Raw genomic sequence first — 13807 nt, 5'->3', positions numbered from 1 at the left:
TTTTTTAAAATTTGGTGTTAAATTTCCGGTTTGTGTTAAAACATTGTATAAATGAATTCGTTTAGGTTTTTATGGTTTTTTAAAACAGAATTTGCGACATCGTGGTAAAAAATATAAAACAAAAGGAAAATCTGATAATCGTGGTAAATTAACTGATTTTAGGTCAATTTGAGATATTGAAAATAAAGTTTCTAATGTTGGATGATTTGAAATGGTCTAATGTTGGATGATTTGAAATGGATACTGTTGTTGAAAAAAACCATCAATCTAGTTGTTTAGTTTTAGTAAAACAATCAAGTAAAAAATATTTTGCAATAAAATTAGAAAATCATACTGCTAATGAAGTTTTTGAAAAGTTTAAAGGAATTGTTATAAATAATAATTTAATTGGAAAAATTAAAGGAATAATAACAGATAGAGGTAAAGAATTTAGTAAATGACGAGAAATGGAAATATTTGCTGAAACACAAGTTTATTTTTGTGATGTTGGTTCACCACAACAAAAACCTTTAATTGAATATATGAATAGTGTACAGATTTTAATAATGTTAATCAGAAAAGAATAGATTGAGTAGTTAATGTTATAAATGATAAACTCCGACCGTGTTTAAATTGAATAAGTGCAAAAGAAATGTTTTTGCAGAATATATAAACAATAAATATTTAAAAATGTACATTAACTCATAAAATATGTCATTAAAATAATAAATTATTTTTTAGTTTGTTTAAATATTGATAAAATAATTAATTTTTTTAAATTTATGGTTGATTTTTGTAATTTTTATTATATTATTTAATTAATATTTTTATTATATTATTTAATTAATAAAGATTTGTTGCACTTCTTATATTTTTAAAAAAGTTGATTTTTTTATAAATTTTTTTATCATTTACTCATAAGCGAAACATAATTTGTTTCTAATTACTTAATTTTATTAAAAACCTCAAAATAATATATACTATCAGGAATATTAACCTGGACTGTAATTCCTAATACTGCTTGGGGAGTATCTTGTACTAACTTTGCTATCTTATCAAAATTAATATTATATAAATCAAATGAAATGTCATTTTCTCATAAGAATAATGGCATTGTATCAAGATAATAATTTGAATATCGATTTTGTAAATGTTGATTCAAATTATTAAACTCTGCTTTAAAACCAACAAGCAACTGATGTAAAAAACGATATTTACTAATTGCTGTGCTCGTTAAAGTTAATAAGCCATCATTTTTTGTTTTCAACTGTGCGACTAGTTCTTCAAATGATGATATTTGCTCTGGATATTCATTAATAATGTCAATTATTGTTTTTGTTTGTCATCATGATGACAAAGTTTGCTTTGCTTCCTTTTTTATTTGATTTAAAATTTCAAGATCTTGATTGCGATCTAACTCATCGTTGTCATCACGCTCATGTTTTGCTCGCACTGTACAACTAACAACACCTAAACTACTACCAAAACCTAAAACAAAAACACTAAAAAGTGTTAATAACCGTTTCATCTAATTGTCACCTTTTTTTGTAAGACACTTTTAATTATACTTTTGTAAGACACTTTTAATTATACTTTTTTTTTAAAAAAAAAAGTACCTCTGTACCTTTAACAAATTATTTGCTATATAAAAATATTTTTAAAAATTATTATTTTTTTGTCATCCTCTTTGTTTTTTATAATTCAAGAATATTTCGTAATTCTGCTTCTGAGAATTTTGTAAAATTAGCATTTTCCGAATTATTATTTAAAACAGCATTGTTGTTAAAATTTTTTCTTCAATGGTCCCTTTTGCAATCAACTTTATTACCTGAACAGTATTTTGTTGCCCAAAACGATGAGCACGGTCTGTTGCTTGATTTTCTACCGAAGGATTTCATCATGGATCAAAATGAATAACAACATCTGCTGCTGTTAAATTTAAACCAACTCCACCAGCTTTTAATGAAATTAAAAAAACATTAATTGTTTTATCTTCATTAAACTTTTGTGTCATTAGCACTCGACTTTCCGAGCGAGTTTTTCCGTCTAAATAAAAGTATTGTAAACCTATTTCTTCCACAATTGCTTTAATTCGTTTTAAAACAGTAGTAAATTGTGAAAAAATTAATATTTTATGACCACTACCAGCAAGATCATCAAAAATATCTCGTAATGCATCTAATTTAGCACTTTCATTTTGATATTTTTTATCTAAAATACTCGGGTCACAACAAATTTGACGTAATTTAGTTAAGGTAGCAAAAATTTTTAAACGATTTTGTTGGTATTGCCCTGCCGTTAAAATTTTATTAATTTTTTCTCGCGCAGCATTAGCATATGCAGCATAAATTTTCTTTTGCCGTACTGTCATTTCCACTAAAATTTTATTTTCAATCTTTGGTGGTAATTCACTCATTACCCCTTGTTTTAAACGACGCAAAATAAACGGTGCAATTTTTTGTAATAATTCTTTTTTAACTGCTTGATTTTGTTGACGAATAATTGGAATTTCATATCGCTTTTGGAATTGTTGATGTTGTAATAAAAAACCAGGTAAAATAAAATTAAAAATTGATCATAATTCAGTTAGATTATTTTCAATTGGTGTGCCTGTCAAAACAAACCGAATTCCTGTTTTTAAAGTATTAACTAGTTTTGCATTAATTGAATGTGGGTTTTTAATATGTTGTGCTTCATCTAAAAAACAATATTGAAAGAAAATTTGTTGATAATAATGAATATCACGTCGTAATAATGGATAAGAGGTAATCACCACTTGCCCTTGCGTAATTTTGGTAAATAACATTTCACGCGTTTTTCGTTCACCAGCAATAACTAGTGTTTGTAACATAGGTGCAAACCGGTCAATTTCCGTTTTTCAATTATAAATTAATGCTGCTGGAACAATAATTAAAACTGGTGCCATTTGCTGATTTAATTCATATTCTTTTAAGATAAAACTAATTGTTTGTAATGTTTTTCCTAATCCCATTTCATCTGCTAAAATACCACCAAAGCCTAACGAAGCTAAAGTTTTTAATCAAAAATAACCTTTTTTTTGAAAATCGCACATCATTGATGTTAAAGATATTGGAACACTAAATTCATTTTGTTCTAAATGTTTAATTTTTGTAATTAAATGATCAAAATCAAGGTTAAAATGACAATTGAACTTAGCTCATAAATCTAAGTTATTATAAACTGTTAATGCATGATATTTTGAAACTTGCAATTTTCCTTGTGCAAATTGTTCTTGCTTAAAATTAAACTGATTAATTAAGGTTGCAAATTTTTGCAATGTTTGTTCTTGCAAATCAATAATGCTACCATTTGTTAACTGATAATATTTTTGATTATGATTAATCGCATTTAAAATTTCACCTAAATCCGAATAATCAAGTTTTGAAAGTTTAAAATCAAATTCTAACCAGTCGTTATTTTGATTAACATTAATTGTACTACTTGTTACTTTAAAATCAATTAAACGAACATTTTTAAAATTATCAGTATAAAAAATTTGTGAAAGTTTTTCTAATGTTAAAATATCTTTTGATAATAATTTTAAAACATGTTCTAATTCATTTAGTATAAAATAATGCCCTTTTTGAACAAAACCAAGTTGCTTACAATATGTTAAATATTCTTGCTCATGATAAACATTTCGTAAAACAATTTTATTGTCATTATTTGATTTATTTAGTAAATCAAATGTTATTGCTCCATAGCGAAAAAGAGGGCGTAACATAATTTCTTTGTTTTTAAAATCAAAATAGCTTTCAATAACTAATGGTGTTTTTTCTAATGAGTTTAAAATTATAGGGTCAATTTGAATCGTATTATCTGGATAATCTAATAATGCAACAATTTCTTTAATAACATCATTAGTTTGTTGGGGAGTAAATATAATTTTATTGTGTTTTGTTAGTACCATTGTTTGATAAATTGGACCTAATAAAAAAGTATCTTTATGATTTAATAAAAAAATTTGCTTAGCATCAAATAGACTTTGTTGAGATGATGTTAAAATAATTGGATTTTCTTTTTTATTAATAATTTGAATAACATTATCTTTTTGTTGAATAGATAAAGATGGTTGATATTGCTCAACACTAATTTTAACATCAGAATATTCTTCACCATCAATTATTAGCTTAATTGTTTCACCTTTAATGTGACTTAAAAATTGATCAGTTTGTGATGATGAAAACCCAAAACTTCTTGTAATTGATACCCCATAAAAATCCATTTTCTGTGTTTGTAAAAAACTACTAACATTAATAAACTCTTGTTGCAAAAACTTAATTACTTTTTCAGCAAATGGTGAAAGCGTACTTTTATTGGGATAAAAAGTAAATTTTTGTGAAATTTTGTAACCTTTTATATAATCTGAGTCAAGGGCATGTTTTGTTAAAAAAATCAAAAAATGATAAATATTTTTAATAACAAATAATTGCTCACCTTCATATCCTAACTTTAGTTGTACGGCTGGTGGTTGTTGCAAAGTAGAATCAATAATTAAATTACATTCACAAGTAATAATTCGTTCTTTTAAGGCATAGGTTTGTTTATTTTTATTAATAAATGTTGTTAATAGTTGATCAGTTGCTGTAAAAAATAATCGTCATGTAAGTAAATTATTGTTTGATTCATAAAAAGCAAAAAGCAAAACAGCAATAATATGATGACAAATTTGATGTTGAAAATTATAGTCAATACAGCTACAATTTTGCCGTGTTAAAAAAGTTAAATTATTACTTAAAGCAAAAACAACATTAACATCATAATAATCTCCACTATGTTTTGTTGCTACTTGACAATAAATCATTAATTCTTTTTCTTCATTGGAAGTTTGCTGTTCATCAATTTTTAATAACGTTATTTTTTTCGTTTGATATAACTGTTCCGCATTATTAAATGTTGCTAACCTCGTTAAACTCCGAATGTATTCAAGACTAAAACTTTCCATTTTATATAGGCTCCTTTAATAAAAATAATATTATTCTTTAATTATAATACATTTTTACCTAACTAGTAAGATGGATTAATATTTTTTAGCATTAAATTATAAATAATAGGGTTCAATGAAGACCTATTCTTGTTCATCTTGAACAAAAAATTTTGCAGTAAGATATTTGTCTGTTAGCATTGTGTTATACTGCCCAAAACCAACAAAGGAATATAATTTTAATCCTAAATTTGGTCATTTTAAATTAATTTTATTTTGTAAAAACAAGTATTTTGTAATTGTACTATTTTGCAGATCTCGCACTAATTTATTAGCTATTGTCATTACTTCTGGAATTGACCAATAAAATATCTCTTGATTAGGTAAATATTTTGTTAATTTCCCATAACCAGTCCCATCCTCATCCGCTAAAATAACTTGTTTTGTTTGATCAAATGTTAAATATCCGGCCTGAAAAGCAATAATTCGTAACTCACCTCGTGATAATAAAAAATTAGTTCGGCCAATAACTGATAAGACTTGTTTTACAGTATAAGTAGACCCTTGTAACAATGGTGTTGTGGTAACAGAATACATTTTTAATGTTTCATGTTCTAATTTATATTGTAAAAGCAACAATAATTCAGCAACAATAACTTGATGTTGTTCAATAAAATAAGTTACTAAATCAGGAATGGTTAAATAATTTGGAAATAATTGCGTAAAAACATTCATACTTGTTACTTCATATAATAATGATGTTATTAATAAATTATCGTATTCAAGGTTAATAGCATCAGCAGCAAGCGTTTGACTTAAACGTAAAATAAAATAATTAATAATTGGATAACTATCTAAAAATAAAAATTGTTTTAAAATATTTTTATTTCGATTAGTATTATTTTCATTTTGATGATAATGCGTGATATTTCGGCCAATTTTAACATAAAAATCATTAACATAATTATAAAATTGATATAAGGATAAATCATAATCATATAGTAAATGTTTTAATCCTGCTTCATGATATTTTTGATAATATTCACGAATATGGGTTTTAATTCGTGCCCGATTATCATATCATTTTCGTAAGTTATTTAAAATAATTTTTTGTGAACATTGTTCTAAAGTAATTGTACAATTATAGGGCAAACCTTCATTAGCTAATAATCCCTTTATTGACGTTAATTTTGAATCATATAAGTTTTTAATACCAACAGTAATATCATATTTACTATCAATATTACTAATTAAATCATAAACTTCTAATCGACTTTTTAATTCTGTTTTACGAAGACCTCGCCCAAGTTGTTGTAAATAAACTGTCTTTGAATTTGTTGGTCGTAATAAAATAATAGTATTAATTTCAGGAACATCAATTCCTTCATTAAACATATTAACAACACATAAATAATTAATTCGTCCTGTTTTAAATTCATGTAAAATCCGTGTTCGGTGATCACGATTTTCAGAAGTTAAGTAATCTGCACGTAAATGTTTTGTTCGTAAAAATGTTGCTACTAATTTAGCATGTTCAGTCGTAACACAAAAAATTAATGCAACTGGTTTTGCATATAAACCAATATACTTATCAATCATTTTTAATAATAATTCATTTCGAGCCTTAGTATTTAACTTTTTAAAAAGTTCATTATCAGCTTTTAAATCAACCCCAGTTAAATCAACAGTATTGTCATCAATACAATAATAATCAAATGGGCATAATAAACGTTGATTAACTGCATCTCATAGTCGTAATTCTTCCGCATATTCATCAAGAAAATATTTTTTGATTGACTTACCATCTTCTCGTTCTGGTGTTGCTGTTAATCCAAGTATTTGTTGTGGTTGAAAATAATTAAAAACTTGGTCAAAGATAGCAGCAGCAATATGATGTGCTTCATCAAAAATGACCACATCAAAATGATCTGCAGCAAACTGTGGCAAGCGAGTTGCCATAGTTTGAATTGTTGCAAAGACATGCGTTTGATTATGTGTTACTTTGCCCTCATACATTACTTCCCCAAAAGTTTGATCCATTAGGACATTACGAAAAGTTTGCAATGCTTGGTCTAAAATTTCTTTTTGATGAGCCAAAAATAACAACTTCAAAGTTTGATGATTATTTTCTTGTAATTGGTGTAAATAATCAAACGCAGCAACAACAGTTTTTCCAGTTCCCGTTGCCATAATTACTAAATGTGCTTTCTTGCCACAGCGCCGACGATATTGTAATTTTGCCACAATTACTTTTTGAAAATCATATAAATATTTCCGAATGGTTAAAATTTCAGTTGCAGTATGATTAAACATTGTTGTAATTCGCAGTGATTGATTTTGACTAATTCGTTCTAATAAATAATTACGTGCTATTTCATCATTAAAATCAACTAAAACTTCATTTCATAAATGTTCAAATTCAGCAATTATTTCCGTAACTAAATTAGAATTATTTTTTGCTGTTAATTTAATGTTTCATTCTCGCCCAGTAACCATTCCTTTATAAGTTAAATTTGAAGAACCAAGAATGACAGTTGAAATACCATGGAATCGTTTAAAAAGCGAAGCTTTAATATGAATTCGTTCACTTCGTTTTTCTAGATTATCTTCAACTTTGATTTGGATATTATCATAAGTTGTCACTAACCGGGTCAATTCTAATAAATTATTGTATTCTGCTAAATCATCAAAAGTTGTCGTAATAATTCGAATTGGAATTTTATGCATTCAACAATGCTTAATTGATGTTTCAATTTTATTAATGATTGCCTTTGAAATAAAAGGAAAGACAAAGCACACTTCATCAGCAGTACACATTTCATTATTTAATTCAACTAATAATTTTTGCTGATTTTGATTTGTAAAAAACTTTTCTCCCATTTATTTTCATCTCTCTTCTGGTAATTATTAACAAAATAAGTAATTATAAAATTATTTACTGAACAGTTATAATGTCAAATTGATTTAATCATGTAAAACATTCTTTTAATCAAATAATATCAGTTTCAATTTTTGAAAGAATATCTTGAATAATATTATCAAACTTTCCGGAAAATTCTACTGTTGTTAAGGTCATTGTTTTATCATTTCAACTTTTAACTAAATAAAATTGAAATAATAATGTTAAAACCCCTTCCCTTCATCAGCATCAATTGCTGGAATGGTTGGTGCTTTTCCTACTAAAATAAATAAATTTTTTCGAACTTGTGGCGTTAAAATTGCTTTAATTGCCCGTTCAGATGTACCACCAACTAAAAATTTTTCTTCAAATAAATTATCTTGTAAATTAATATAATTTAATGGATTAAAAAACTTGGTTGTTACCCCTCGCGGTTGGATTGTAAATTGCGCTGTTAATTTGTGATGTGGCTGGACTGTCAAAATTGGAATACGATAAAATTCTTCCTTATCAATCTTATTGTTAATTTTAGTTGGAACCTTATGAGTAATTGTTCCAAAAGAAATATTGCCACTAGAATAAGTTAAATTAAAAACAAAATCAATTTTAGTGTTATTATTAAAATTAATTAAGTCTGTTGGTAATGGTTTAAATATTTTAGTAATCCCTAATAATGTTAATTCAGAAGTAAAATATTCGCCTAATGCTAAATTATAAATTGTTACTAAATTAATTTTATCCATAATTTTATCGGATAATTTTAATAATCGTGTTCATTTAACAAAATAATAACAAACTATGATAATTAGCACAATTCCAATTAAGAACATTAAAATAGGAATTCATATTAAAGTTATTTTAATATTTTTTACTACAAATAAAATCATAATAAAAATTCCCATAATACTAAAAAAGGGTCCTAAAAACATCATTCAACGAATAATTAATTGTAACCGTTTCCTTGGAGGTTGAAAGGAAATATTATTATGGTAATATTCTTGGAATTGATCATTAATAATTTTTCGACTTACTATTTTTCAATCATTATTTCTTAACTTTTCAATCATTTTAGTTTCCTCTTCTATTGCAATAATTTTTAATATGAAATTTCTTTTGATAGTAAAGTTATTTTAAAAGTAAACTTGCTAGTAATTAATTGACTATTTTCATTAGCCAGCACCGTAAATTCAAGAATTTCTCCCGGTTTTTGTTTATCAGTACTTTTGTCATGATTATTAGTAATTTTAAAATCATCATTTTTCACAATAATTGAAAATATTGTTTGAATTGATTTTATTACTTCGCTTATTAAATTAGCATTTTTGTTTAATTCTTGATAATTAGCATCCGGATTTGCAATCAAACCAATTTTTGTCATCGTAACTAAACTTATATCTAATTTTTGTAAATCAACAATAAAATTAGAACTTCCTTTAATTAAATTACTACTTTCTGTTGCTTTAACTGTAAAATGTACTTTTTGACTTGGCGCCTGTTTTTTCTCAACTTCTTGATCATTTGTAACAACAAAATCGTTTGTTGTAATTGTAATTTGTAATTTATTATTAATTGTGCCAATAATAGCATCTAATATTTCTGGATTTTGGTTTAACGCTTGATATGTTAATCTTGGATTTGGAATAATTAACATTTTGTTAATTTCCACACTAGAAATATCTTCGCGTGCTAATAAAATATTACTAAAAGTAAATGAGCCTTGAATTAAACTACTACTTGCTGTAGCAGTGACGGTAAAAGTAACAACCATATTAGGAACTTGTTTATCTTGAGGAACTTGGTCATTTGTTAAAATAAAGTCATTATTCGAAGCAGTAATTGACAAGCGCTGATTAATAGCATTCCGAACTGCTTCTACAATTTCCACCTCATTGTTTAAAGCGGCATATGTTTTTTCTTCATGTGCTGCTAATTTTAAATCATTAACAACTACTGTTTTAATATCCTGTTTATTAACATCGGTTACTTTAATATTAACTTTATAAGTACCACCTAAAATAAAACTTTCTTGTACTAAATTTTGTTGATCAAATTGAATTGTTTTATCAGGGGGCGCTAATTTAATAATAATATTAATAATTTTATCACGAGTAACAGTTGTTGTCTTGTCATTATTAATATTTTTATTATTATATCAAATTTCATATTTAGCAATTTTAACTGCGCTTGGATCTTGTTTTAGATTATATCGAATTTGCATAAAAGTATGAAGATTATTAAGAATTTCAGGTCCTGTCTGATTAGTATTAATTTGAAATGTTTGTAAAATATTTTTTTCATATTGTTGTGGCGGATTACAAGCAATTAAATTAAAACTAGGTGGCATTATAATTCCCAAACTAGTTAACATTAATAATATTTTTTTCATTAATAATCTAACTCCTTTTGTTTTTTACACATTATTCTAAGTTAATTATAAACAAAAAAAAAGAATTAAAAAAGTTTTCAATTTTTAATTGAAAACTTTTTCATTATAAGATTTTCCAATTATTACTCATGCTCATCTGAGAATCACAAGTCAAAATGAGATTGACCATTCGTTTCATAAGCAATTTTGGCATTAGTTTTTGCTGTAACTTTAAACTTAACATTAGTAAAACTCAATTTAAAGTCTACAGCAGTTAAAATTTGGGTTAAGTTAGGAGTCTTATCTTTCCCAATAATTGCTCTGAAATTTTCTCACTTACCATCTTTTTTAAATTGTAATTTAACCGTTCCAGCGCTCATTGTAACATCATTACTTCTTAATTCCGTATTACTTACTCCAAAATCACGTAAAGTATTAGAACCAGCATAAATCATCAATTGTGGACCTAAGAAAAAATTAATTTTAGGAAGAAAACCAGCAAGTAAACTATTAATTCTTTCTCATGTACTTGGTTGAACAAGATTTGTGTTAACAGCATCAATTCCTTCATCACCTTTTGAAGCAAAAATATCTAAGATGCTTCCAATTAATAACGTTGGTTTTAGCTTAAGTAAAGTTTTAATTTTGCTTTGGTTAATTTCACCGCCAAACAAAGGAACATCTAATGAGAATCGATATTTACTATCCGTTTCTTTGTAATCATTTCGATAACCAGTTAAAGCATGAAATGCTAAACTATCTAAATTTGTATTAGTATTTTGATAAAAATATTCTGTTTCACCAAAAGTACCTTTAATATTTTCTTTTAATTGTGTTCATTAACTGTTGAGAATAAATATTGTATTAATGGTAAGACTGTATTATGCGTTGATTCAATTTTTTCTTTTCCTTCTCTAATAAATCATTGCAATAAAGCAATTAAATCAGGAGCCATATTATGTAAAAGGTCTTTAACTGTTCCTTTTCCAACAAGTGTTTGGTCAAAAGAAATATCTTTATTAAGATAACCACTAATATCAAATTTTAGAGTATTCTTAACATTCTCAACAATACGATTTAATACTGTATCAAATTTTTTAAGAAAATCTGGTTCATTAATTTTAGCTAAATCAATGTCCATAATTTCTTGCTCTGGTAAAGGTAACAAACTAATAAAAGTATATAAATCAGCAAAAGTTATATTTACCCCTTGTATTAATGATTATTATCAATAATTTTTGGTTGCACAAATGTTGCATCATTTGTAACGGTTAATTTATAACTTCCTAAAGTAACAGGACTACTTAACTCTGCTGTTAACTGTTCGCTTGTTACATTTGATGATGAAGCAAAAAATGGTGTTTCAACATATTGTGACAACTCTCGCTTAATATTTTCAAGATTTGCATCTTCTTTTTTAGTAGTACATGCTGTAATCAAAGCAGCATTTGATCCAACTAATGAAATAGCTCCTAAAAAGGCTAGTAACTTTTTCATTTTCTTTCCTCCTTATTGTAGTTCAGTTTTGAATAAAATAAAATATAAATTTAATATTCATTTAAATTATAGTTAAAAAACCGTATTGTTATTTAAATATAACAAACGAACATATTTACCTCAACTAAAATTTTAAACTCTTTTTTATCTGAACAAAGGATTAAGAAAATTTATCAGAATTACTTTTAAGAGTTGCTAAATAATTTATACAAAATTAATGTGCTCATTTGAGGTATATTAATTTTACTCTTTTACAATTTATTATGAAAACGTTTAATAGAACTAAATTAATCACGAATTACTAATTCATTTTGAAGCTTCATTACTTTTTCTGCTCCCAAAAATCGATCAGCAATTGCTAAAGCAAAATTCATTATTGAACCAACTGAAGCACCAGTAATAATATGACCATCAGTAATAGCAGCCATTTCATTATTATAAATTGCCTTGTTCATTCCTTCTGTACATCCAGGATAACTTGTTGCTTCTTTATTGTCTAAAATTCCTAAATGCCCTAAAATTTGGGGCGCTGCACAAACTGCAGCAATTGTTTTCTGAGCATTATTAGCTTTTAATAATCAATTTTTTAACATCTCATTTTTTGCAAGATTATCAACACCAATTCGACCACCTGGTAAAATAAAACCATCATAATCTTCATATTTAACATCTTCAATTAATTTATCAGCTTTAATCGTAACATCATGCGATGAGACAACTTCTAATGCTTTGGTAATACTAATTAATTCTAACTTAATGCCTCCTCGTCGTAACACATCAGTTGTAATAATTGCTTCACCTTCTTCAAAGCCTGTTGCTAAAAACAATGCAAATTTCATAAATAACACCTCTTTTTCTCTTGGTAATTATAATATAATTTTATATAATTGTTAAAAAAAGGAAAAGGTGTTATGCATGGGATTTTTCTCAAAAGTAATTTATAAATTTCATCGAACAAAACATAAACGAAATAAAAAATATTATTTGTTAAAAAATCGTAAATCATTAATTGTTAATAGTATTCCACAAGACATTAATATTCATGTAATTAAAACTTTTCGGAAAAAATTCACAAGTTTAATTCAACCAAATGATATTACAATGAAAAATGGATATTTATTACGTAAAGTACGTGGTTTTAATAGTTTTGGAATTTTTTATCAACTTGATGTCATTTTTTGTAATAAAAACTTTGAAGTTATTCACACAATTCAAAATTTTGGGCCACAAAAAATGAGTCATTATTTTACACAATGTTATTTTGTCTATTGTCTTGCTCCTGGGATGATTAATTTTTTAAATATTAAACCAAACGATATTTTACGAATTATTTAATTTATCATTAATATTTTTAAAACTAAGTTATAATATAAAAAATGTTATGGTTAAGGAGGTAAAACAATGGCAAAAATGAAATATGCAACAATTAAAATTACTGTGACATTCCAAAAAGTAATGATTTGAATTTCTGGGTTATGATTATTTATCTTAGCAATCTTAAATTCTTTTCCAAACGTTAATGTTAACACAAAACTTTTTGTTCACAATAATAATGGTGATAATGGTGCAATTATTTTGATTACCGCTTTCTTATTTATTTGTGTTGCAACCTTTATTCGTCATAAAATTGCTAAATTAGTTGCCGGAATTATTTTTATTACTATTGCAATTATTGGAATGATTGGCGCAATTATTACTTCAGCAAAGGAAGTTTCAACATGAGTAATTGTTGTTGGCGAATTAATTGCTCTAATTGGTGCGTTAATATGATTATTAGAAGGAATTAGAGCAATTCGTGTTAATAAAGCAAACGCAGTAAGTACAACAAGTAGCAACAAGTAATCATTATAAAAATAAAAAATGTTTAACTAAATTTGGTTAAACATTTTGACTGTATAAAAAAAAGTAGGGTATAAAAATATAAAGAAATTAAGGGTATAAAAATATAAAGAAATTAAATAAGAATAATTAAACCATTTACTAAAATGGTTTTTTTATTTGAAAAAACCTAAAATAACTAATTGATTCAAAACAAGGACAGCATCTTTATATATTTATAATTTTTAAAATAATAAAAAAGTTGTTTCCTTTCTGAAAAAAACCATATTAAATTAAGAAATTA

General features: G+C 25.8%; 11 protein-coding genes and 2 pseudogenes. 3 read left to right on the top strand and 10 right to left on the bottom strand.

What is annotated here, in order from left to right; genetic code table 4:
- Window positions 1-652, top strand: a pseudogene (locus C6B38_RS04415) (IS30 family transposase); the annotation flags it as partial.
- Between the two features lie 297 nt (window positions 653-949).
- Here the strand turns inward: C6B38_RS04415 and C6B38_RS04410 are convergent.
- The 10 genes and pseudogenes from C6B38_RS04410 to C6B38_RS04370 form a co-directional block, all read right to left on the bottom strand.
- Window positions 950-1507, bottom strand: a pseudogene (locus tag C6B38_RS04410) (hypothetical protein); the annotation flags it as partial.
- 237 nt (window positions 1508-1744) lie between these two features.
- Complete coding sequence (locus C6B38_RS04405; RefSeq protein WP_105298800.1) at window positions 1745-4945, bottom strand: DEAD/DEAH box helicase; 3201 nt, start codon at window positions 4943-4945, stop codon at window positions 1745-1747.
- 123 nt (window positions 4946-5068) lie between these two features.
- Window positions 5069-7804, bottom strand: a complete 2736-nt coding sequence (locus C6B38_RS04400) for a DEAD/DEAH box helicase family protein (RefSeq protein WP_105298799.1) — start codon at window positions 7802-7804, stop codon at window positions 5069-5071.
- A 55-nt stretch (window positions 7805-7859) separates the two neighbouring features.
- Window positions 7860-8000, bottom strand: a complete 141-nt coding sequence (locus tag C6B38_RS09940) for a hypothetical protein (RefSeq protein WP_162475866.1) — start codon at window positions 7998-8000, stop codon at window positions 7860-7862.
- Between the two features lie 47 nt (window positions 8001-8047).
- On the bottom strand, window positions 8048-8890 hold the full coding sequence (locus tag C6B38_RS04395) for a hypothetical protein (RefSeq protein ID WP_105298798.1): 843 nt from the start codon (window positions 8888-8890) through the stop codon (window positions 8048-8050).
- A gap of 29 nt (window positions 8891-8919) precedes the next feature.
- Window positions 8920-10209, bottom strand: coding sequence for a spiralin repeat-containing protein (locus tag C6B38_RS04390; protein WP_105298797.1), 1290 nt, complete (start codon window positions 10207-10209; stop codon window positions 8920-8922).
- Window positions 10210-10331: 122 nt separating this feature from the next.
- Window positions 10332-10862 (bottom strand): hypothetical protein, encoded by a 531-nt coding sequence (locus C6B38_RS04385; protein ID WP_105298796.1) that lies wholly within the window; start codon window positions 10860-10862, stop codon window positions 10332-10334.
- Between the two features lie 152 nt (window positions 10863-11014).
- Window positions 11015-11329 (bottom strand): hypothetical protein, encoded by a 315-nt coding sequence (locus tag C6B38_RS04380; protein WP_105298795.1) that lies wholly within the window; start codon window positions 11327-11329, stop codon window positions 11015-11017.
- Between the two features lie 74 nt (window positions 11330-11403).
- Window positions 11404-11685, bottom strand: coding sequence for a lipoprotein (locus C6B38_RS04375; protein WP_105298794.1), 282 nt, complete (start codon window positions 11683-11685; stop codon window positions 11404-11406).
- Window positions 11686-11972: 287 nt separating this feature from the next.
- Entirely contained in the window at window positions 11973-12524 is a 552-nt protein-coding gene (locus tag C6B38_RS04370) for a DJ-1 family glyoxalase III (protein WP_105298793.1), read from the bottom strand.
- A 76-nt stretch (window positions 12525-12600) separates the two neighbouring features.
- On the opposite strand from C6B38_RS04370, the gene C6B38_RS04365 reads away from it, so the two are divergent.
- Together C6B38_RS04365 and C6B38_RS04360 are read left to right on the top strand one after the other, a co-directional pair.
- On the top strand, window positions 12601-13020 hold the full coding sequence (locus tag C6B38_RS04365) for a DUF192 domain-containing protein (protein ID WP_105298792.1): 420 nt from the start codon (window positions 12601-12603) through the stop codon (window positions 13018-13020).
- Window positions 13021-13086: 66 nt separating this feature from the next.
- Complete coding sequence (locus C6B38_RS04360; RefSeq protein ID WP_105298791.1) at window positions 13087-13527, top strand: hypothetical protein; 441 nt, start codon at window positions 13087-13089, stop codon at window positions 13525-13527.
- The last annotated feature ends 280 nt before the right edge of the window (window positions 13528-13807 follow it).

The sequence above is a fragment of the Spiroplasma sp. ChiS genome (genome assembly GCF_002968355.1).
Lineage (GTDB): Bacteria > Bacillota_I > Bacilli_A > Mycoplasmatales > Mycoplasmataceae > Spiroplasma > Spiroplasma citri.
This window is presented reverse-complemented; position numbering and strand designations above follow the sequence as displayed.